The following is a 22,348-nucleotide window of genomic DNA, read 5'->3' as shown; positions in this document are numbered from 1 at the left end:
ACTTTGTGTTAAACCTGTTTTTGCGCTATGCGCAAAAATGTTGAAAACACCTTGATTTGATCGCTATGCAGGACAAGAACTTTGTGGAATCGCTGCGCAAGGGATTGGGGGTACTGACTTGCTTTGACCGTCGGCATACCCGGCTGACGCTGTCAGAGGTAGCCAGGCTCACGCAGTCCACGCCAGCATCCGCCAGACGTTCGCTCAGCACACTGGTACAGCTTGGCTATCTAGAGAGCGACGGCAAACTGTTCTGGATGCAGCCCAAATCGCTGCTGATCGCCTATTCATTTCTGTCATCGCGCCCCATGCCTGCATTGGCCCAGCCACTACTGGATGCACTGTCGGAGCGCACCAGAGAATCCGCTTCGCTTGGTACTTTGTTGGAGGACGATGCCATCATCATTGGTCGTTCGACCGCACGGCGCAGCTTGAGCACGGGCCTAGGAATAGGATCTAGGTTGCCGGTGTACTGCTCTGCGATTGGTCGGATGCTGTTGTCAGGACTCCCCCAACAGGAGGCGCGTGCAAGGCTAGAGATGATCGAGCGGGTGGCACTGACCCCTCATACGGTGACTGACTTGGAGGAGCTGCTAGGTCTGCTTGAAACTTGCCGGCAATCAGGGTGGTCATGCAGCGACGGAGAGCTGGAGCTGGGGGTGCGCTCTATGGCAGCGCCAGTGCGCGACCCTCAAGGCAACACAATTGCTGCTATGAGCATTGCAGTTAGGGCAGAGAGACTCAGCATGAGTGAGTTCAAGGAGACTTTTTTGATACCGCTGAAGCGCGCTCGCAATGAGTTGGAAAAAAAGCTATATCCGCAGGGGTTGTAGTGCTCCACGATGTCCTTGCTGCTACCGCAGCGCAAGCTCAACGGTAGAAGTAGGAACTACGCGCAAGAGCCAACTGAGCAAGGAGTTCTGGCAGAACCATAGTGCTCCTTGATGGCGTCCTCAGCAGTGTCTTCTCCCGGTTAAACAGGAGTTGCATATTGACGCACAGGCTGTTGATTTCCACGCAGAACTGACCCGCCGAGGATGCGGACAAAAACTTGGACTACCAGGAGATGTAATGGATGCCTCCCTGCCTACGGGCAGCTCAAAGGCCGCAGAAGCATAAAGATGAACAGCGTGACCGTTTTGGGAGTGTGCTTGTTCGCTAGACGAGCTGGGCTCTTGAATGGATACGGTATCAAAGTGCCCGTGGCTTGATAGACCAATGTCTTCACAAACATCAGCGAGGTTTCGTCATGCATCGTTGTACTACCCAAAGCGCGGGGCAAATCATCGGTCAGGTGGCCGGCCTGCAGGTCATTGGACTGGACATCGCCAAAAGCGTGTTCCAACTTCACACCGTGGACATGAGCACAGGCGAGATTGTCAACGTGCAGCTAAAGCGGGCCAAGGTTTTAGGGCACTTCGCCAACCGTGCACCTTGCTTGATCGGCATCGAAGCCTGCGGCGGAGCGCACCACTGGGCCCGTGAGTTGACGGCGCAGGGCCATGCCGTGCGGCTGATTCATGCCAAAGCCGTGCGCCCATTCGTGAACGGCAACAAGACCGACGCTACAGATGCACGCGCCATCTGGCTGGCGATCCAGCAGCCGGGTACCAAATTCGTGGGCGTGAAGACGCTGGCGCAACAAGCCACGCTCACCTTGCATCGTCAGCGCGAGATGTTGATGCGGATGAAGATCATGCAGATCAATGCGTTGCGGGGACTACTCTATGAGTTTGGAGCCACCTTAGCGCGAGGCAAGAAGGCGTTGTTGGGCGAGTTGGAACTCGCACTGGAGGCGCTTGCCAACAGCATTCCACAGTATGTCGTCGATAGCCTGCGCGAGCAGGCCCAGCGCATCAAGCAACTGGCGATAGACATTAAGGCCATCGAGGTGAGGCTTGCAGAGGTCCTGCGCATTGACGTGGACATGAAGCGTGTGGCGGCGATACCCGGGGTAGGCCTGCTCTCGGCTACAGCGGCCATCGCCACTATGGGAGAAGCCAAGGCATTCAAGTCGGGGCGCGAATTCTGTGCCTGGCTGGGTCTGGTACCCAAGCAACGAGGCACAGGTGGCCGGGTAAATCTTCTGGGGATCTCCAAACGGGGCGACACCTACCTGCGGACTTTGCTTATTCACGGTGCGCGTGCGGTACTGAGACATGCGAAAGAGCCCGGCCCATGGCTGGAACAGCTTCAAGCCAGGAGGCCAACGAACGTTGTGATCGTGGCACAGGCGGCCAAGATGGCGCGAACGATCTGGGCCGTTACGGCCCGACAGCAGGACTACCAACGAGGCCACCAGAGCACCAGGCCGCTTGGGGCTTGAACGGATAGCAGATCAACCCGAGAAAGGAGGATGTGAACCTTTGAAGGCGATGAGGCAGCAACAAAGCAGCGTGATGTGAAACAGGTCAGACCGGGACGAGCTAAACCTGGATGAACTACCGGACTTCAAAAGTCCGTCCTAGGAGATGAGGCGCTCGTCAGCGGATTACATCGGGGCCAGCGGACAAGGGGCAACCCAGCGTCCACATCACAGGCCGGATACAAGGCAGCAGCCGACTTCTTCACAAAGCATTGCGGGTTACTACTCATGGCTGGGAGGCATCCATACAAGGTAGTTCATGTACTCATACGCAGACAGGATTCGTGCAGTTGAGCTTTATATCAAGCTTGGCTTGCGTGTCAGAGCCACGATTCGCCAGTTGGGATACCCAACCAAGAACGCATTGAAAGGCTGGTATCAGCACTACCTGAAGCATCAGGATTTGCCAGCGAGCCAAGCACCAAGAGCACCGAAATATTCGCTACAGCAAAGACAGGTGGCGGTTGCTCATTACCTCGCCCACGATCGCTGTATTGCCGCCACGATGAGGGTTTTGGGTTACCCGGGTCGAGGAACGTTGACTGCGTGGGTTCGGCAAGACTGCCCTGAGATCAGTAAATCGATGGTCGGCAGGTCTTGGCCGACTACAAAGCCTGATGCCTTGATGTGCGAGGGCGTGGTGCAACTGTGTACCCGTCAATCAACTGCGCAGGAGATAGCGGTCAAGTTTGGGGTATGCAGAGGGACCTTGTACAACTGGAAAAATCAGTTGCTTGGCCCTTGTGCCCCCACCTCGATGAAACACAGTCCAAAGCGATCGCCTGTGTTGGATGCAGCAGCGCTCAGGCGCCAAGTTGAATCATTGCGCCAGGATATTCGGCGACTAAAGATAGAGCGTGAGCTTCTCAAGCAGGCCCATGAAGTCTTAAAAAATGGGGCTGGCATTGATCTGCATAGGCTGGCAAACAAAGATAAGGCTGTGCTGGTTGAAGCGTTGCGCGGTCAGTATGAATTACCAGAACTGCTTTCTCTTGTTGGCCTTGCTAGAAGCTCGTACTTTTACCATCGTGCCCGGCTGAAGCTGGCTGACAAATACTTGGATGTACGCCGAAGCATCACAGAGATCTTCGACAACAACTACCGTTGCTATGGGTACCGCAGGGTGCAGGCATCTCTGCTCAAGGAGTGCACGGGCATCTCAGAGAAGGTGGTTCGTCGGCTGATGAAGCAGGAGGGCTTGATCGTGGCCAAGCCCAAACGCCGCAGATATAACTCCTACCTTGGAGAGATAGGTGCCGCCCCGCAAAACCTCATCAATCGAGACTTCCGTGCCGCTGCGCCCAATGAGAAGTGGCTCACCGACATTACTGAATTCCAGATTCCTGCTGGCAAGGTTTACCTGTCGCCAGTCATTGATTGCTTTGACGGGCTGGTGGTGAGCTGGTCGATTGGGACTCATCCCAACGCACATCTCGTCAACACAATGCTGGATGCGGCCATTGATGCTGTTCAAGGCAGCGAGAGCCGCCCTGTGATTCATTCTGATCGTGGAGCTCACTACCGCTGGCCAGGCTGGCTCTCGAGGGTCCATGATGCAAAGTTGACTCGCTCGATGTCTCGCAAAGGGTGCTCACCAGACAACGCTGCGTGCGAAGGCTTTTTTGGAAGGCTAAAGATGGAGCTGTTCTATCCCAACAACTGGCAATCAACAACGATTGAGCAGTTCATTGAAGCTGTCGATGCGTACATTCGTTGGTACAACGAAAAACGTATCAAGGTATCTCTGGGACTTTTAAGTCCTGTGGAATACCGGCACAAGCTTGGCCTAGCCGCATAAAACCAGTCCAAGTTTTTATCCGCCCCCCCCCAACACAAGGACTCAGCCCTGCGAAATACAGACTGAGAAACACCTCCTGCTCGGCAGCACGGTAACCGTCCAACTCCTAGAACAGTTCAAATCCAGGGCGAATCGCTGCCACGGCATGAGATCAGGCAAGGGATGTAAAGTGAATTCGGCCCAGACGGCCAGCTTTCCTGATCATTCGATCAAGCTTATGGTGCTCAGGGCCGCGGCAACACATCGCCGCCTAGTCGCCGACAAGGACTGTCTGTTTCTCGACCAACCGCAGCGCGCTCGACAGTCGCCCCGCCTTTAGCAACTCCCGCGTGAGGCTTCGCGCGGCAAGGAGAACATCTCTTTGGCCGAGCCATATTCCGCGATTTTTCCACGCTACATGACCGGCACTTCATCGACAATCGACTCCATCACATTGAAGACGTGGCCGGTGAAGATCAGCATCAAGTCTCGCTCCTTGCACAGCTTGGTAAGCAAGGCCAAGACTTGATTACGCACTGTGGCGTCCAGAGCTGACACGAGTTCGTAGCAGACTGGCAGGCGCGGATTCATGGTCAGTGCGCGCGCAATGACTACACGCTACCGCTAGCCACCTGATACCTGATGCGGAAGTCGCGCCAGGAGGGCTGGATTCATGCCGACCTCTTCCAGCATATCCATGTAGCGGCGGGGCCGTGCGTGCTAAGTGGATCAAGTCGAGCAACATCAAGCTGGATTGCCAGCCTCTGATACAGCATCCCAAGCCCTTCCGGAGAATTTCGAGAGGGCTTTGTTTCATGTCTCTCAATCAAAGGTTTGTGATTGGCCACAGGCCGCCCCCATCGAAGCCACACAATCTTGTCAAACAGGCTTGTCAATATAACTAGATCTCTAATATAATTAAGTACCCCTACTGCTGAAGGCGAGTAATCGCCAGGAGACAACGATGCTGACTCATGAAGAAAACGAATTGCTGTGCCGCGTAGAAGGCGAAGCCCCCATGGGCAAGCTGATGCGCGAACACTGGACCCCGATCTGCCTGATTGAAGAGGTCCGTGAACCGGACGGCACGCCGGTCAAGGCACGCATCCTCGGCGAAGACCTCGTCGTGTTCCGCGACAGCGAAGGTCGCGTCGGCGTGGTTGGCGAGTACTGCCCACATCGCCGCGCCTCGCTGGTCTACGGCCGCAACGAAGACGGCGGCCTGCGCTGCCTGTACCACGGCTGGAAGTTCGACGTGCAAGGCAACGTGCTCGAAATGGTCTCCGAGCCCGCCGCCAGCAGCATGGCCGAAAAGGTCAAACACACTGCCTATCCGACCAAGGAATGGGGCGGCATGGTCTGGGCCTACATGGGTGCTCAGGACGCCATCCCCGAATTCGTCGCTCCAGCCTGGGCACCGACTGCAGACACCCGTGTGAGCATCGGCAAGGTACTGCTGCCATGCAACTGGGCACAGATCCTCGAAGGCGCCATCGATTCCGCACACAGCTCTAGCCTGCACTCGTCGGATTTTGTGCCGGCACGCGTGACCGGCGCCGAAGCCACGGACAATAACTGGCTGCGCCCCTCCACCGACAAGGCTCCCCGCCTGCAAGTCCAGCGCACCGAATATGGTTTCCGCTACGCCGCCCTGCGCCGCCCGATCTTCAATGCCTCCACGCACGACTATGTGCGCTCGACCGTGTTCGTCGCACCCGGCACTGTGCTGATTCCGCCGAACAACCTGTACAACGTCGCCAACGTCAACGTTCCGATGGACGACACCAATACGGTGTTCTACTTCATCGCCTGGGGTGATGCAGCTACCACGCCGGAAACCGAAACCTGGCGCAAGTTCCTGCATACTCAAGTCGGCCCAGACCTTGATGAACGCTACCGTCCTCTGCGCAATCACGAAAACCGCTTCTGGCAAGACCGCCAAGCTATGAAGGCCGGCAACTTCACCGGCATCACCGGCTTCCCGAACCAGGACATCGCCATGTGGGTCACGATGGGCCCCATCGCCAACCGCTCGGACGAACGCCTGGGTGCCAGCGATCTCGCCATTGTCGAGTTCCGTCGTCGCATGCTCGATGCCATCGCCGAATACAAGCAGGACGGCAAGGCCATCGGCACCGGTGCCAAGACAATCCCTGGCACGATCTGCTCATACCAGGCTGTGGTGCCGAAGGAAACCGACTGGCGTGAATACCAGGTCCGCTACGTGAGCGCCAAGCATGCCGTGTCGGACGAACAAGCCGCCGAGGCCGCGACCGACTACCAGGTCAAGCAGTAATCAACGGATGGAACTGGCCATGGAACAGCGCCGTTTACGGATCGGGGTTGCAGGACTGGGGCGGGCATTCTCGCTGATGCTGCCCACCTTCCTTCAGGACCCCAGGGTCCAGCTCGTTGCCGCGTGTGACCCGCGCGAGGAAGCTCGGCAGCAGTTCGCTGCCGACTTCAACGCAAGGACTTACACAGACGTGCAGGACCTGGCCGAAGATCCGAATGTGGAAGCCATCTACGTGGCCAGCCCGCACCAGTTCCACGCCCAACACACCGAGATTGCCGCAGCCAGGGGCAAGCATGTGCTGGTCGAGAAACCGATGGCGCTCAACGCGGCTGACTGTGATCGCATGATCGCGGCCTGCCGCGCCGCGAACGTGCATCTGATCGTCGGGCACTGCCACAGTTTCGATACGCCGTACCGGCGCACGCGCGAGCTAATCCGCTCGGGCGATTTCGGTGCGGTGAAGATGATCCAAGCTTTCAACTACACCGATTACCTGTATCGTCCGCGCCGGCCCGAAGAACTGATGACGGCCGAAGGCGGTGGTGCCGTCTTCAGCCAGGCTGCGCACCAGGTCGATATCGTGCGAATGCTCGCGAGCTCGCGTGCCACGCGCTTGCGCGCAAGCGTCGGTCGCTGGGATCCGCTGCGCCCGACCGAAGGCGCCTATTCCGCCCTGATCTGGTTCGAGAACGGCGCCTATGCCTCGCTCTCGTACAACGGCTACGGTCACTTCAACAGTGACGAGTGGACTGGCTGGATCGGTGAAATGGGCGATCACCTGAATCCGGATGCCTACGGGAGTGCGCGCAAGCGTCTGGCCACCATTGCCTCGGCAGAGGACGAAGCCAAGCTCAAGGCTGCCGGTACGTACGGTGGTGCCGCCTACAAGCAGCCCTCGTGGGCAGCAGAAGAGCCGGCACGCAGTCATCAGCATTTCGGCCCGGTGATCGTGTCCTGCGAACGTGCCGACCTGCGCCCCCTACCCGATTCCGTCGTCGTGTACGGCGACAAGCAGCGCGAAACGCTTGCGCTTTCGCGCCCGACCGTGCCGCGCGCCGAGGTGATCGACGAACTATACGATGCCGTCATCCTGGGCCAAGCCCCCCTGCATGATGGGGAGTGGGCAAAAGGCACGCTGGAAATCTGCATCGCGATTCTGAAGTCGAGCGAAACGGGTACGGACGTACTGCTCTGACAGCAGGCTCCAGGAAAGAAAAAACCTCGCAATGCGAGGTTTTTTCTTTCCTGGAGCCTGCTCAACAGTTTTCGCACTCCTCGCCGCGAGCGGCAATCAGGTGCCCCATTTCCCGGGTGGAAGGAATCCGCAGCACGGAGTCATGCACCTTCTCTGCTTCGTCGCGTGCCATGTTTTCGATGATCGTGAGCAGCACCTTGCGCGCGATATCGATCTCCGAGCCTTTCAGGCCCTTGACGCTGATCTCGTTCACTTCTTCGGCCAATGGAACCAGCTTGCTTTCCAAGCTGCGACCGCGAGGCGTGAGATACACGTGGGTATTCTTGCGATTGCCGGGCGCATAGCGGCGTTCGACGTATCCCAGCTTCTCCATCGCCGACACCGCACTGAAAGTGGTCGGCGTGGTGGTACCTGCCTCGTCACTTAGTTCCTTCTGCGTCAGTCCATCGGTGACCCACAGAATGCGCAGAAACGCCCAGTGACCGAAAGAAACTTCATACTGAGCCAGGCGCATCTGCAGCCCCCGAACCATCGCCCGGCCTGCATCCTTCACCAGGTGAGCGAGACGATCATCCGGTACGGCCTCGCGCCAATGCCGCAGGATCGGGTTCTCTTTGGAATCCGGTGCCTTGCTGGAAGAGGGTCTGGCTGTCATGCTTTCTCCTTCACGGCCATCGTCAGACTGCTTGAAATCATAGTGCCTTCACAAGTGCACGGACCGCTTCCCCGGTTCTGCACTCATGCTTTGTCAATTCAAAAGGTATGCCAACCACACCGATACGAACAAGCCGAGCACCACGGTATCGGTACGGATACCTTGCGCCATCGCAGGGCGAGTGCATTGTAGACGTGATGCTGCGGCTAACGGAAAAGCAGACTGTACATACAAAACGCCGCGCACTTGGTCGACCAAGTGCGCGGCAATATCCGCAGCAGCTGATGAGATCAGATCTTGAAGCTCTCCAGGCTGGCCGGGTGGAACAGCTCAGCAGGCTGGAGGCGGCGGCTCGACAGTCCTTCGGCATGGTGCTGCGCGAGGAAACGGTCAACCACATGGGCATTCTCGGCAAAACCATACGACCAGAAATCCTGGCCCATCAGGCGGCGCGCATTGCGCAGTTGGTCCTCGATGAACGGAAGCGTGACCTTGGTAGCCGAAGTGTCGCTCAGGCGCGTCAGTGCCACCGCCTTGGAATGCTCGAAGGCCTTGACCAGTGCGCCGGGCAGCCAGGGATGCTGCTCTGCCAGGGTCTTGCGCACGCCTAGCGTGTGCATGATCGGGAACAGCTTGCGACGCTCATACCATTCGGCCGCAGCCTTCTGCGGGTCCTCGAACAGGTACTTGACCTGCGGGTGACCGCGGTCGAAGCACGACGGGGCACGCGGCCCGATCACGCCATCGATTTCGCCATCGGCCAGCAGGTTCGAGATGGTACGGCCTTCCGGCGCATTCACCAGCGACACACCTTCGGGCAGCTTCAGCGAGATCTTCTCGATGCGGGTCGGATCTTCGTAGCCGCCGCGCACCCACTGGATGTCGGAGGCCTTCACGCCGTACTCCTCTTCCAGGAACATGCGCACCCACACATTGGCGGTCAGCTGGTATTCGGGCACGCCGATGCGCTTGCCCTTGAGGTCGGCCGGGCTGTTGATGCCGCGATCGGCACGCACGTAGACCGAGCTGTGGCGGAATGCCCGCGAAGGGAACACCGGCACGGCAATGTACGGCGAGGTGCCGGCTGCGGTCTTCACCGAGTAGCTGCTGAGCGACAGCTCGCAGATGTCGTAGTCGGCGGTGCGGAACGCACGGAAGAAGATTTCTTCCGGATCCTGCAGCATGAACACCGGGTCCACACCGTCGATCTGGACGTCGCCGTCGATCAGCGGACGCATCCGGTCGTAATTGCCCACCGCGATGGACAGTTGAAGCTTGCTCATGTTGATTCCTTTGTGACGATCAAAATCGATTCGGAGCGCATTGTCATGCGCCTGTTTGTGACGCCTGCTGGCGTGGCACGCCAAAGAAGACGGCAAGGCCTCCGATGAAGACCAGCGCAGCCACCAGCAAAATGCCAGCCGAGAAACTGCCGGTAGCGCTTTTCACCCAACCCAGGACGATGGGCGCAAAAAAAGCTCCGACCTGCCCCAGACTGCTGATGACGCCAATCCCGCCTGCTGCAGCCTCACCCGTGAGATAGTTCGGCGGAATGGTCCAGACAATAGCCGCCGCAGCGAAATAGCTCACCGAAACCAGGCTCAGGCATACAATCGCAGCCACCGGGCTTTCTGTAAACAACGTCAGCATCAACGCGCCAATGGCACCAGCGGTGGTCGACAGGGCGAAATGCCAGCGGCGCTCCAATCGCAGGTCGGAGCTGCGGGCAATAAACAGCATGGCAACGGCACCGACCAAGTAAGGCAGAGCCGACAGAAAGCCGATGTGCAGCATGTTGGAAACGCCCGTCTGCTTAATGATGGTGGGCGTCCAGTAGTTCAGGATCGTGCCGCAAATGGGTACCGTGGCCCAGCCTGCAGCAATCACATAGACGCGCGGATCACGCAAAGCGGCCATCAGGCTGCTCGGAGCGTTCTCCGGCTTCTGGCGGTTCTCTTCTTCCAGGGCGTTCAGGACGATGAGCTTTTCCTGATTGGTCAGCCACTTCGCATCCTGTGGTTTGTCGGTCAGGTAGAACCAAGCCACAATGCCCGCGACCACGGCCGGCAGGCCTTCTAAGAACAGCAGCCACTGCCAGTTGCGAAAGCCCCAGACTTCATGGAAGTTCTCGAGGATCAGACCCGACAGCGGACCGCCGATGATGCCGGCCACAGCAATCGCCAGCAGGAACCGCGACGTGATGCGGGCGCGGAGCTTGGCGGGATACCAGAACGAGAGATAAAGAATGATGCCGGGCCAAAAGCCTGCTTCCGCCGCGCCAAGCAGCGTCCGGGCCAGATAGAACTGCCACGGGGCGTTCATGAATGCCATGGCAGTAGAAATCCCCCCCCACAAAAGCATGATCCGCGTGATGGTCTTGCGTGCGCCGATGCGCCTGAGCAGCAGCGTGCTCGGCACCTCCAGCAGGATGTAGCCAATGAAGAACAGACTCACGCCCAGACCGTAAGCGGCATCGCTCAGACCAAGATCGTGCTTCAGATGCAACTGCGCAAAGCTGATATTGACGCGATCAAGATAGTTGAGCACCCAGCAGAAGAACAGAAAGCTCATCAGCCTGAGAGTGATCTTGCGATAGGCTGTCTCGACGGTTGCCGGGTCGGAAGTTTGATGCGGAAGCGCACCCACGTAGTTCAACGTGGAATCTGTCATTTCGGAGTCTCTTGGAGGCGTTTTGTCTGCTGCCGGCTTGAGCTGGCGGAGCAGCGAACACGTCTGAGTTCGCTTTACCGGCCGCCGCAATCAAGCCTTTATTGCTAGAAATCTATTCATTAGATATCTATTTATTAGATTACGAGGCTTCGAGAGTAGCGACAAGCAGGGTTTTCCCCTGGCGCGAAACCGTGCGCAAGTCAACTACTCCGCTTGCATAATTAGATCTCTAATAATAGAATTGCAAATATTGTCGAGCAAGTAAAGGAAGACAGGCATGACCACCCAGGAAAGCGGCTTTCTGCGTCTGAAGATCGCGGAGAAGGAAAAGATTGCACGCGACATCTGGCGCTTTGAACTTACCCATCCAGAGGGCGCGCCGCTGCCCCCGTTCGAGGCTGGCTCGAATCTGACGCTGGTGGCCCCCAACGGCATGCGCCGCAGCTATTCGCTCTGCAACGACTCGCAAGAGCGCAATCGCTATGTCATCGCCGTGAAGCGCGACAGCAATGGCCGTGGCGGCTCGATGAGTCTGGTCGACGACACATCCGCAGGGGATTCGATCGAAGCCTCTCTGCCGCGCAACGAATTTCCGCTTGATGAACGCGCCAAGTCGTTCATTCTCGTGGCTGGCGGCATCGGCATCACGCCCATGCTGTCCATGGCACGCCAGTTGAAGGCGGAAGGCCTGCGGGACTTCAAATTGTATTATCTGGCTCGGGATCCAGAGGGCACGGCCTTTCTCGACGAGCTCAGCAGCGACGAATGGCGCTCGTTGGTGAAGATCCACCACAGTTTCGGCGACCCGGCGAAAGCATTCGACTTCTGGGCCTTATTCGAGCGTCCCAAGGCTGCACATGTCTATTGCTGCGGACCGCAGTCGCTGATGGATACCGTTCAGGACATGACAGGCCACTGGCCGTCCGGCACCGTTCACTTTGAAAGTTTCGGCGCCGGCAATGCCAACACAAAGGAAAACACGCCATTCACGGTGCAGCTTAAGCGCACCGGCACCTCATTGGAAATTCCGAGCGACCGCTCGATTCTGGACGTTCTGCGTGCCTCGAACGTGCGCGTGGCAAGCTCCTGCGAAAGCGGTACCTGCGGCTCCTGCCGGGTAGGATTGTGCTCGGGCGAAGCGGACCACCGGGATCTCGTGCTACGGGACGATGAAAAGGATGCACAGATTATGGTCTGCGTATCGCGTGCAAAATCTGCGGAATTGGTACTGGACCTCTGAGCCACCAGCCACTTCGGTTGGCACGGCCAGGCATTGGCCTACCAACATAACAAGGGACATTGAACATGGATGAGCAGACTTCTACCTCAGCCACCAGGGCTCGGGATGCCAGTGCACCCACGCCGGTCGACGACAACAGTCTCGCCTGGACCGATGCACGCTTACTGGGATTTACGCCCATGGATGATGTGCATGAGGAGTTCTACGCGACTGCGCTGAAACTGGTGACCTGCACGGAGAAGAATGCCGCCCAGGCCATCGAACAGTTCGAGCAGCATGCCATCAGCCATTTCGAGCAGGAAGATGAATGGATGCGCACCACGAACTTCCCTCCTCGGGACTGCCATCTCGACGAGCATGCAGCAGTGCTGAAGTCGGTCCGCGAGGTCAAGGAAGCTGTTGCACAAGGACAAGCCGGCGCCGACATAGTCCAGGATATCGGCATGGCCCTCTTCCAGTGGTTCCCAGGTCATGCAGACTATCTGGATTCCGCACTGGCCGCCTGGATGACCAAGCTGAATATGGGCGGCAAGCCCATCGTGTTGCGACGCAAGCTTTGACAGTGCTCCAAGGAGCATCCGAGACACCCCTCTCCCCAAGCCAAGACCCAGATATCCCCACCAGAACGCGGGATCCATGCTCTATTTGATCCCAGGTTTTGATGGTGCAATCTTTTACCTTGAATGGAAGGAAGCACTATGGGCCAGGTTCTGCACGGGAGCGCCACAACGGCAGAGGCAGTCCGTCGAGCAATACAAAATAGTCAAGAGAGCCTGAGAGCGCTTTCTGCGCGCTATGGCATCAATCAGAAGACGGTGGCGAAGTGGAAGAAGCGGGCCTCGGTCACCGATCTACCAACAGGGCCGAGGCGGCCGCGCTCCACCGTTTTATCCGTTGAGGATGAGGCTGCGATCGTCGCCTTTCGCAGGCATACCTAGCTGCCACTGGACGACTGCCTTTATGCACTGCAACCGACCATCCCGTATCTGACGGCTCCTCGCTGCATCGATGTCTGCAGCGTCATGGCATCTCGCGGCTACCAGAGGTGGGTGGCGGCAAGCCTGCCAAGAAGAAGTTCAAGATCTACCCCATCGGCTACTTTCACGTCGACATTGCCGAGGTGCAAACAGCCGAAGGCAAGCTCTATCTGTTTGTGGCCAATGACCGAACTCCATGCCAAGGCCGGCAAGATGATTGCTGCACAGTTCTTGCGCAATCTGATCAAGGTAGTGCCATACGCCCTCCATACGGTACTGACCGATAACGGTATCCAGTTTGCGAACCGTGCCTGCGATCGGTACGCTGGCGATCACATTTTTGGCCGCGTCTGCACTGAACATGGCATTGGACATCGCCTCACCAAGATTAAGCATCCCTGGACTAATGGCCAGGTTGAGCGAATGAATCGGACCATCAAAGAAGCTACCGTCAAACGCTTCCATTACGACGATCACGAGCAGCTACGACAGCATCTGGCGGACTTCATCGATGCCTACAACTTCGGCCGAAGACTCAAGACGCTCAAGGGCTTGACCCCGTATGAATTCATTTGCAAGCAGTGGACATCCGAGCCCAAACGCTTCAGGATTGATCCAATCCATCAAATGCCGGGACTAAACAACTAGGACGTGTCATCTAATACGATAGTTGCTACGTTATCAGTAGCGTCATTCGTAGACATGCACTGACCAATGCCCAATGGGAGCAAATCAAAAGCCTACTTCTTGGCAGGGCCGGGCATGTGGGCGCTCCTGCCAAAAATAGCCGTCTCCTTGTTGACGCTGTGCTGTATCGCTATCGCTGCGGTATTGCTTGGCGCGATCTGCCCCAGCGCTTTGGCGACTTTCGAGTCGTTCACCTGCGCCACATGCGCTGGAGCCGCTCGGGCGTGTGGCTGCGGGTGTTTGAAGCACTCAGTGCGCTGCCTGATAACGAGTACGCCATGATCGATGCAACCATCGTGCGTGCCCATCAGCACAGCGCGGGTGCAAAAAGGGGGCAAAGCCAAGCCATCGGTCGCAGCCGAGGAGGTTTGAGCACCAAGATCCATGCCACCGTTGACGCTCTTGGCAACCCCACTGGTTTCCATCTCACAGCAGGGCAGGCATCGGATTTGGAAGGTGCAGATGTCTGGCTTGCGCGCACCGACGCGCAAGCCGTGATTGCCGACAAAGCGTATGACGCCCATGAACGCGTGGTTGAACCACTGCTGCGCCAGGGCAAGCAGGTTGTCATTCCCAGTATTCGGACGTGCAAAACTCAGCGCGGGTATGACCGCCATGTCTACCAAGAGCGGCATCTCATTGAGAACTTCTCTGCGCGGTTGAAGCAGTACAGGGGCATTGCCACGCGTTATGACAAAACGGCAGCGGCATTCTTGGGAGGGATCCACCTTGCGGCCGCTGTCGTCTGGCTCAATTGATGACGAGCCCTAGGGATATCACCGACCAAAAATCACGCTAGCCCTCTAATAATAATTTTAGACGTCTAATAAAATAGAGGTGAGGCATGTCAATGAAGAGAAGCAGTTGCGACGCAGAGAACAAGATTTTGTGCGCCGCAGCCGAAGCTGCCTCCACCATCTAGAAGAGGTGGCCAAGCCCGACTTCGCATCAATCTGCGTCGCCCGCATGCCGACATCGTTGCTGCTGGCTGCAAATGTGCATGTCATTTTTTAAACAGGAATTGTGCGGACATCTTAATGCCGGTACATGAGCGGATGGCGTCGGTGCCGTAAGAAATCACAAAAATCAGGAGACATGTCATGACAAGAGGAACTTTCTTGAAAATATCGGCTGCAATTGCCCTCCAGGCGTTGTCAATCTTTGCCTATGCTGATAGCGATTTCCCGAACAAGCCCGTAAAGCTGGTCATACCCTACGCTCCAGGGGGACTGCCGGACACCGTGGCCCGGGTTCTAGCCGAGAAAATGCAGGCAGACCTCAAGCAGCCGGTAATTGTCGAAAACAAGCCCGGCGGCGGCGGCGGCGTCGCCGTCACGGCCATCAAGCAATACCCTGCTGATGGTCATACCCTCCTGGTTACGGACGGCCCTCTGCTAGCGGTTTCTCCGATCATTATCAAGAACCTCAAGTACGATGCCCAGAGAGATCTGGATCCCGTTTCCCTGGTCGGTGTGGCCCCTCTGCTCCTGGTAACGAACTCTTCCGCCCCCTTCAAGAACATGCAGGATTTCATTCAATATGCGAAAGAGCATCCTGGCGAGTTGAATTACGGGTCTTCCGGAATCGGTTCAATCCACCACCTGACGGCAGAGGCCATGGCCCATTCGCTGGGCATCAATGTCAAGCATGTCCCATTCAAGGGTAGCTCCGCCTCCATTCCGGCACTGATCGGCAACCAAGTCGACATAACATTCGCCTCCCCCCCGAACCTGACGGGCTTCGTCCAAAGTGGCAAGGCCAGAATACTGGCGACCAACACCTTGGCTCGCAGCAAGGCCAATCCGGACATTCCTGCCATTTCCGAGTACGCCAAGAACTTCGACTTTGGCTTTACCGTGGTCATGCTGGCCAAGAAAGGAACGCCTGAGGCGTATCGGAACAGGATCAGCGATTCGGTCAAGAAAGCCGTCAACGATCCCGAAGTGAAGAGCAAACTGGAAAAAGCAGGAGTCGACTCCATTGCTGGAGGTCCTGCCGAGTTGGCGGCAAAGCTCGCATCTGAAAATAGCCGGGTCATTGCAGCGGCCAAGCTGGCCAACCTGAAACCGGAATAGAACCGGAAGCCTATTGCGACGACCTCGCAAACGCGGCTGTCGGGCCTGCTCAGGCTCATTCCGACCACCGCCGAGGGACGGGATCCGAGCGTGGCGACCAAGAGCATCTATGGCTTCTGGGCCACCAGGGATTTGCCTGCGGCGGAATTCGCCCATCTGAGCGATGCCCTGCGCAAAGTCACCGAACTGCCCGACGTAAAGCAGCGCCTGGAAACGCTGGGCGTGCTGCCGACCAGGGAGTCCCCAACAACCTTTGCCCAGAACATCGAAGAAGAGCTCAAACAAACTCGTGCGGTGCTGACACGGGCAGAAGTCCAACCAGAGTGATGAGCTAACAGCCACTCATGCGGATGCTGGAAGGTTGCGCGTAGGGCTGCCCGTAAAGAATCAAGCGCATTGTGAAGAAGAGGAATTGGGGCAAAGGCCCCAAACAAAATGAAGGAGGCACCAATGATCGGACTAGCCAAGCATGCTGTGGCATGCGCTGTGTTGCTCAACGTTTGCGGAGCTGCAAACGCGCAAGGAAATGTCACCATTTATGGACGCATGGACTCCGGCGTCGACTCGCCCCGCTCGGGCGGCTCCAGCATCAGTCGCGTGTATTCGGGCGGCAGTGCTGGTAGTAACCTAGGTTTCCGAGGTGTAGAGAACCTGGGAGGAGGGCTCTCCGCCGTTTTTCGCCTAGAGCAAGGCTTCTATCTCGATGAAGGTACATTGGCCCAAGGCGGCCGTGCGTTCGGGCGCGAAGCATCGGTTGGCCTCAGCGATACAAGGCTCGGTACCGTGCAGATGGGGCGCATTCCTACGCCCTACTATTCAGTACAGGGTAATGTGGATGCCTTCATCTGGGAGGGGGCGGGCGGGCTGCTGTCGCTCACCCGAAACATCAACACAACAACGCAGCGTCAGGTGTTGCCGATGGGGATAGCGGCGCGCCAGGACAACGCCATCAGTTATGTATCCCCACGTTGGGGTGGCCTTGAGGTGCGCGGGCAGTATTCCTTTGGCGAGAAGTCCGCGACGATCGGTCGCGGTTACGGAGTATCTGCACGCTATCAGGTTGATAGCTTTGACCTCAATGCTGGCTTCCAACAGCAGGATGGCGCGGACAACGCTGCTTCAGGCAAGGTCTCGGCAATGGTGCTTGGGGGGTCCTATGATGCCCGCTTCGCCAAGTTTTTCTTCGGTACGACGGTTGAAAAGAACTCCTGCAGCACCTGCACCGGCACCATCGCCCGAATGCCTGGGACTTCAAGGAGCGAGTTCAGGCTGACCAACGTTGGCGTACGCGTGCCATTCGGGCCGTTCACCGCCATTGCCCAGTTCACTCGAGTTAACGACCGTTCCGACTACACGACCTCGACTGGCAATCGCGATGCCAATTGGATTGCCCTTGGCGGTGACTATGACCTGTCTAAGCGAACGCGTCTCTACTTTGGCGCCGCACGGATTACCAACAAGAACGGATCGCAGTATGTACTGGGCACCGGAACTGCTCAAGCTCCAGCAACTTTAGTCGGCTCGGCGAACGGAAGCTCGCGCAATATCTACATGGGAGTCCGGCACAACTTCTGAGGGCCGCCCTAGGCGCAACAAAGCATCCTTTCAATGCTTTGTTGCGCCTAGAGGTGCGCCGTCCTGCACAGGGCATCCCGCCTCCTTAGCATGGCAAGAACAGGCGTGATGCCGATCCCTCCGGCCACCAACACGCTATGGGAGGCAGTCTCGACCAGGGGGAAATGATTGTGCTGTCCGCTAATCTGGATGACGTCCCCGACCCTCAGCTTTTGATGGACAAAGCGTGAACCGCCACGACTGGCTGGGTCCAGGGACACCGCCACCACATAGCGACGGCGTTCGCCGCCTGCGAGAACGCCAAGGTGACGCACATCAAAAAGACCAACGGCTATGAAGAGGATGGTCATTACCGTGTCGAATTCACGTACGACATCGAGCTCAAGGACCCCGACACCTTGAAGCGCATGCGCCAGACCTACCAGGAGGAGCGTGACCGCGTGAAAGCCTGGGAGGATGCCGGAAAGGCCGACCAGCAGCAAATCGCAACGCTCAAGACTGAGATCCTGGCGTTACGCAAGGAACACAACAGCAGCGCCCCCCGTCGCGAAGACTTCAACTTCAACAATCCACCGGGAATGGGTTTCCTGGAAGAAGACGCATATCGGAAAGCGCTGATCCAGTGGGAAAACGAGCATCCGCTGCCAAGCAGCCTGCGCCAGAAGATGCAGGCGCTCGATGCGATGGAGCAGGAAGCACGGCAAAAGCAAGAGCGCGACCAGCCCACGAACACCATCTACAACAAGGTGACAGACAGCGTCTGGTCCATGTACGTTGCAGGATGCCCGAATGGAGGCTCCACCAAGTTTTTGTATCCTGCGCTGCTTCAGATCCGCAACGATGCCGCCAAGGCACAGGACGTCCTGTACTGGCTGCAAGATCAGCAGCTTCAGATGAAGGGCAAGATCACCATGCGCAAGACTGAGAACGGTTGGCGAGCACTCAGCGAGGGCTGAGCCCTAAAGCACACCCGTTATGGATGCCCAGCGCCTAGTGCGCTGGGCATCCATGAATACACTTCTTTTTTTTTATATTAACGTGTGGCATGTGCGGAAACAGGTTCGCGCAACTGTCGATATACCTCTGCCACTAACAGATTCGCCAAGCCCTTGAACACCTTTTCATGTCGCAAAGCTTGATCGACCATACTGTAATGACTCTCTAAAGCGTCCACCACTGCATTATTGAGTTTGGTTTCGTATGCGCCATTAGCAAATGGCATCCACCGTATCGTTGGCCTGCGCTTGCTCCTGAAGGGATGGGTCATCAACCATCTTGCCGATCAACATGGTGATGTAGCCCTTGAAATCGGCATCTGAAAGGTTTCCCGAGAACACTTCGTTCATCTTTTGATGATGACGGAGAGTCGGTCTTCCGGGTCTTCCCAGGCTTGCCCCCGCCCGTGCCTATGGACTTCATCGGTTCGCCCGTGCCGGATTCCAGCCGCCGGGCAATCGGCATATGCCCGAGGCTTCCTGCCTCCTCGGTTGCGCACAATCGGTCCTCGAATGCAGGACCGCGCAATGCTCGACCCCAAGACGCTGCAGGCGATGGATTCCGCGGCGATGGCCGAGGTCCCCAACCGCATGCTGGCCGAGTTGGTCACCAAGAACCACCAGTTGCAGCCCAGTCGCTGGTCGCCGCGGGCTCCCATGAATGCGGTATTTGGTTTACAAAACGTCCAGCTAGATTCTGGCCGTTCCTAGTTGGAGGCAATGAGGATGAGGGTCTGTTACCTACTTGCAATCGCAGTATTGCTTTGGACCGGCTTACTAGTTCACGCATCCCCCTCAAATGACATTTCTCATGCGTCGCCTCACGGCTGCGAAATCATGGCCAAAGATTTGGAGGGAATGAATAGCCTTCCGAATACCCCTGAGGTAAACACTGCGCGTGCCGCGAAGTTGTACGCATACGCCAACAGAGGCTGCGGAAAAGCCACAGAGGCTCACAAAAAAGAATTTCTCGACTCGTATCGCCAACTTTCATCAGAATGCAAGCGAGCCCGGGGCAGAAACTGCGACCCGTTGAAAGACGCTGAACGCCCGTCAGCTCAGGCGAGCAGCGCGAATCCCCTCTCCCCGGATATCAACGGGAGCGGCCGCAAGGCCGCGCGCCCAGTGACAAATGCCAACGATAGCGTGCGCCCCATTTGGCCTTCGGACATGGAGCCCGGCAACATCTATTTCGTCGTTGAGAGCGGCTTCGAACAGGACGCTCCCATTATGGTTTCAGCCTCCAGTGGACAAGAGGCTGTGGCTCGGGTTCAAGCCGCTCGGGCAAACGACCGTTATCTGCGCCCCGCCACCTATCAACTCTTGGCAGGCCGGGAGTGCATTGGCCCGGCCTGGGGAGCTGTAGTTAGCAACGCGGGCGGTTCTCGTTGGGGTGGCGCTTGCGCCAAGACACCAGCCGCGGCCATCGAAGGGGCATTTGCCGGATGCCGGCAAGAGAACCCGCAAAGCCAGAATTGCGAGCTTGAAGTTTCCGTCGTGCTGGCACTGAGTGGCAATACCTCATGGAGCCCCGGAATCAGTTCCGGTGGTCACAATGGCCTACGCGGTAGATTTGGCTCATACAACGCACAGACCTGGATGGAGCAGTACACACAGAGTCCCGTCAAAAGCATGCAGCAGGCGCTTACGGGTTTTGACAAAGCATGCGCCGATGGACGGCCATGCTACAAGACCTCATCAAATATGGGCTGCATCCACACAACCCCACATTCAGAGACGCTCGAAAAGTGCATGGACAGGAAGCTGACACCTGCTGGATTGAGCGGCTCGATACGTAGCCGCATACGCTAAGAAAATTCTGAACGCAGAACTACTGGACGACCTGGTTCGCTATGTCACCCGGCAATCCCTCATTGAAGTGTGCACGGGCTACATAACCATTTCAGGCCGGGGCAGTAGGCTGTCAGCGCCGGTACCACCTCAGCTTCTACTGTTGCCTCCCAACCACGCAACCTTTGATTGCGAGATGGTGCAGTACAGTGGGAGAGCAAAAGGTGGCTTTGAATCACTCCGACCCGGGGCGATTCAGGGCTCACTTGCCACGCCATCAGCAAACATCGCCTCAATGACTGACTCATCCACCCCGGCCTGAGCGAGAAGCGCGCGCGAATCCGTTCCGCGGCGTACCGGGGTACGCAACTGGGGAGCTAAAAGCTCACTGGAGGTAACACCGACCCCGGGCACGGGTAGCCACGCAGCACGTCCAAGATGAACTTCTCTTCAATGGCTTGGCGCACAGAATACACATGGAAGGGCACGGGCGTGCCGTCCGTGCCCGTTCGCCCAAACAGCTCCATGATCTGGGGTTTAGGCGTCGCCGTAAAAGCGTAGTACGACACATTGATCGGTCGCGGGCGCAAAATCATGCTGCTAAAGCATCCACTCATAACACACAATCCAGTGCCCTATTCGCTGGCTTGTCTCACATAACTTTGTTTTTTTGTGGAAACTCGATCACGGCAGCACCCTCGCGCAAGCGATCCAAGTAATCAGCCCACTGCTGAACCTGATCGAAGCGCTTTGCCAAGTACTTCGTCCGGTTGTAGCTACGTCCGTTGGCATCCTTGACGGCATGCGCCAGATTGGCCTCAATCGCCAGCGGATCAAGGTCAAGCTGATCGACCAACATGGTTCTGGCACTCGCTCGAAAACCATGCCAGCTTTGCTCTTCGCCAACTCCCAGGCTGTACAGAGCTGTACGCACAGAGTTATCGGACATTGGGCGGTCGTGGTCACGTTGACCAGGGAATACATATCGTCCACGGCCACTAAGCGGCAGCAATTCACGCAGCATCGCCACAGCTTGCTTTGGCAGTGGCACCACATGCGGTTCCCCATTTTCTTTTTCCTGCACGCTACGCTTCATCTTGGCGCTAGGGATCTTCCAAAGCGCTGCATCCAGATCCAATTCTGCCCACTCCATCATCCGAAGATTACCTGGGCGTTGATAAAGCAAAGGAGCTAACAAAAGAGCTGTGCGTACAAAGGGTCCACCTTTATAGGCGTACATGGCTCGCAGAAGCTCCCCAAAGCGCTGGGGCTCCACAATCGCAGGAAAGTTCGTGCCTCGATATGGAGTCAATCGAGCTTTCAGGCCTTCGGTGATGTCACGTTGAGTATTGCTGGCTGTTGGTAGCCAGTAGCGCCAGACCTGCCGCGCCAACATCAGTGCACGGTCAGCGGTCTCCACAGCCCCGCGCGCTTCCACTTTCTGTAGCACAGCGAGTAACTCCATGGGCTGGATCTGCGCCATTTCCCGTTCACCAATCCACGGGAACAAGTCGCGCTCCAGTTGACGATGCATTCGCTCAGCATGACCTGGGCTCCAGCGCGGCACCTGCTTTTCGTACCATTCCAGCGCCACCGCTTTGAATGTGTCAGCTACCCCAGTTGGGTTGACCAATTTTTCCAGCTTGCGTGCCTTAGCGGGGTCGATGCCTTCTGACTTCTGCAACCGAGCAGCATCCCTAGCTTTCCGAGCAGCAGTCAAACTAACTTCCGGATAGCGGCCTAACGCCAGGCGCCCCTCTTTACCATCTTTTCGATACTTCCAGAACCAGCGTCGAGAGCCTGCAGGGCTGACCTCAAGGTAAAGGCCGCCTGCGTCAGAAAAACGCTCTCGCTTGGCACCGGGGGAACAAACTGCGTTTCGGCACTGTGCATCAGTCAACATAGGGGGAACAAATCCTCTCACAAAGGCCTCCCCCAGAGGGGAAAGGGGGAACAATAGTGGGTAAATTTACCATTACCCCCGCTTGTTCCCCCAACTGTTCCCCCTCTATGCATTGGCAGCAATGAAATCACTTAAGACATAAAAAGA

Annotated in this window: 19 protein-coding genes and 1 pseudogene; 14 read left to right on the top strand and 6 right to left on the bottom strand. The window is 57.3% G+C overall.

Features of this window, described 5'->3' with window-relative positions; translation table 11 throughout:
* Positions 1-65 precede the first annotated feature (65 nt).
* The 3 genes from CTR2_RS07690 (at position 66) to CTR2_RS07680 (ending at position 4,163) form a co-directional block, all read left to right on the top strand.
* Positions 66-833, top strand: a complete 768-nt coding sequence (locus tag CTR2_RS07690; RefSeq protein ID WP_012837656.1) for an IclR family transcriptional regulator domain-containing protein — start codon at positions 66-68, stop codon at positions 831-833.
* A 416-nt stretch (positions 834-1,249) separates the two neighbouring features.
* A complete protein-coding gene (locus tag CTR2_RS07685; protein ID WP_012837655.1) occupies positions 1,250-2,326 on the top strand; it encodes an IS110 family RNA-guided transposase in 1,077 nt (358 codons plus the stop codon).
* A 298-nt stretch (positions 2,327-2,624) separates the two neighbouring features.
* Entirely contained in the window at positions 2,625-4,163 is a 1,539-nt protein-coding gene (locus CTR2_RS07680) for an IS3 family transposase (RefSeq protein ID WP_034358991.1), read from the top strand.
* Positions 4,164-4,556: 393 nt separating this feature from the next.
* Here CTR2_RS07680 and CTR2_RS07675 read toward each other — a convergent pair whose 3' ends face one another.
* The gene (locus tag CTR2_RS07675) at positions 4,557-4,733 is read right to left on the bottom strand and encodes a hypothetical protein (RefSeq protein ID WP_019042642.1); all 177 of its coding nucleotides are present in this window, start codon (positions 4,731-4,733) and stop codon (positions 4,557-4,559) included.
* A gap of 373 nt (positions 4,734-5,106) precedes the next feature.
* Here CTR2_RS07675 and CTR2_RS07670 point away from each other — a divergent pair, with 373 nt between their 5' ends.
* Together CTR2_RS07670 and CTR2_RS07665 are read left to right on the top strand one after the other, a co-directional pair.
* Complete coding sequence (locus CTR2_RS07670; RefSeq protein WP_012837653.1) at positions 5,107-6,438, top strand: Rieske 2Fe-2S domain-containing protein; 1,332 nt, start codon at positions 5,107-5,109, stop codon at positions 6,436-6,438.
* Positions 6,439-6,457: 19 nt separating this feature from the next.
* Positions 6,458-7,633 carry a Gfo/Idh/MocA family protein gene (locus CTR2_RS07665; RefSeq protein WP_029158425.1) on the top strand — a complete coding sequence of 392 codons (1,176 nt, stop codon included), beginning with the start codon at positions 6,458-6,460 and terminating at the stop codon, positions 7,631-7,633.
* 61 nt (positions 7,634-7,694) lie between these two features.
* Here the strand turns inward: CTR2_RS07665 and CTR2_RS07660 are convergent, their stop codons facing one another.
* From CTR2_RS07660 to CTR2_RS07650, 3 genes are all read right to left on the bottom strand, one after another.
* Entirely contained in the window at positions 7,695-8,288 is a 594-nt protein-coding gene (locus CTR2_RS07660; RefSeq protein ID WP_012837651.1) for a MarR family winged helix-turn-helix transcriptional regulator, read from the bottom strand.
* A 290-nt stretch (positions 8,289-8,578) separates the two neighbouring features.
* Positions 8,579-9,571, bottom strand: a complete 993-nt coding sequence (locus CTR2_RS07655; protein ID WP_012837650.1) for an ABC transporter substrate-binding protein — start codon at positions 9,569-9,571, stop codon at positions 8,579-8,581.
* Positions 9,572-9,614: 43 nt separating this feature from the next.
* The gene (locus CTR2_RS07650) at positions 9,615-10,958 is read right to left on the bottom strand and encodes an MFS transporter (protein WP_087085911.1); all 1,344 of its coding nucleotides are present in this window, start codon (positions 10,956-10,958) and stop codon (positions 9,615-9,617) included.
* A 277-nt stretch (positions 10,959-11,235) separates the two neighbouring features.
* Here CTR2_RS07650 and CTR2_RS07645 point away from each other — a divergent pair, with 277 nt between their 5' ends.
* The 8 genes and pseudogenes from CTR2_RS07645 (at position 11,236) to CTR2_RS07605 (ending at position 18,468) form a co-directional block, all read left to right on the top strand.
* Entirely contained in the window at positions 11,236-12,198 is a 963-nt protein-coding gene (locus tag CTR2_RS07645; RefSeq protein ID WP_012837648.1) for a PDR/VanB family oxidoreductase, read from the top strand.
* Positions 12,199-12,263: 65 nt separating this feature from the next.
* Positions 12,264-12,758, top strand: coding sequence for a bacteriohemerythrin (locus CTR2_RS07640; protein WP_012837647.1), 495 nt, complete (start codon positions 12,264-12,266; stop codon positions 12,756-12,758).
* A 138-nt stretch (positions 12,759-12,896) separates the two neighbouring features.
* Positions 12,897-13,823 (top strand): annotated as a pseudogene (locus CTR2_RS07635) (IS481 family transposase).
* 44 nt (positions 13,824-13,867) lie between these two features.
* Positions 13,868-14,620: an IS5 family transposase gene (locus tag CTR2_RS07630; RefSeq protein WP_034358988.1), complete on the top strand. Its 753-nt coding sequence runs from the start codon at positions 13,868-13,870 to the stop codon at positions 14,618-14,620.
* Positions 14,621-14,962: 342 nt separating this feature from the next.
* Complete coding sequence (locus tag CTR2_RS07625) at positions 14,963-15,937, top strand: Bug family tripartite tricarboxylate transporter substrate binding protein (protein ID WP_012837644.1); 975 nt, start codon at positions 14,963-14,965, stop codon at positions 15,935-15,937.
* A gap of 90 nt (positions 15,938-16,027) precedes the next feature.
* Positions 16,028-16,264: a type 2 periplasmic-binding domain-containing protein gene (locus CTR2_RS07620; RefSeq protein ID WP_012837643.1), complete on the top strand. Its 237-nt coding sequence runs from the start codon at positions 16,028-16,030 to the stop codon at positions 16,262-16,264.
* Between the two features lie 123 nt (positions 16,265-16,387).
* The gene (locus tag CTR2_RS07615) at positions 16,388-17,512 is read left to right on the top strand and encodes a porin (RefSeq protein ID WP_012837642.1); all 1,125 of its coding nucleotides are present in this window, start codon (positions 16,388-16,390) and stop codon (positions 17,510-17,512) included.
* A gap of 305 nt (positions 17,513-17,817) precedes the next feature.
* Positions 17,818-18,468, top strand: coding sequence for a hypothetical protein (locus CTR2_RS07605; protein WP_012837641.1), 651 nt, complete (start codon positions 17,818-17,820; stop codon positions 18,466-18,468).
* A 252-nt stretch (positions 18,469-18,720) separates the two neighbouring features.
* On the opposite strand, the gene CTR2_RS07600 is transcribed toward CTR2_RS07605, so the two are convergent.
* Positions 18,721-18,858 carry a hypothetical protein gene (locus CTR2_RS07600; protein WP_019043395.1) on the bottom strand — a complete coding sequence of 46 codons (138 nt, stop codon included), beginning with the start codon at positions 18,856-18,858 and terminating at the stop codon, positions 18,721-18,723.
* Positions 18,859-19,035: 177 nt separating this feature from the next.
* Between CTR2_RS07600 and CTR2_RS07595 the strand changes: the two genes are divergently transcribed.
* On the top strand, positions 19,036-19,218 hold the full coding sequence (locus CTR2_RS07595; RefSeq protein WP_123974922.1) for a hypothetical protein: 183 nt from the start codon (positions 19,036-19,038) through the stop codon (positions 19,216-19,218).
* Between the two features lie 1,732 nt (positions 19,219-20,950).
* Here the strand turns inward: CTR2_RS07595 and CTR2_RS07590 are convergent.
* The gene (locus tag CTR2_RS07590) at positions 20,951-22,201 is read right to left on the bottom strand and encodes a tyrosine-type recombinase/integrase (protein ID WP_012837638.1); all 1,251 of its coding nucleotides are present in this window, start codon (positions 22,199-22,201) and stop codon (positions 20,951-20,953) included.
* Positions 22,202-22,348 lie beyond the last annotated feature (147 nt).

Source organism: Comamonas thiooxydans (assembly GCF_002157685.2).
Classification (GTDB): Bacteria; Pseudomonadota; Gammaproteobacteria; order Burkholderiales; family Burkholderiaceae_C; genus Comamonas; species Comamonas testosteroni_H.
The sequence above is the reverse complement of the archived record's forward strand: the minus strand, read 5'-3'. Positions and strand labels throughout refer to the sequence as shown.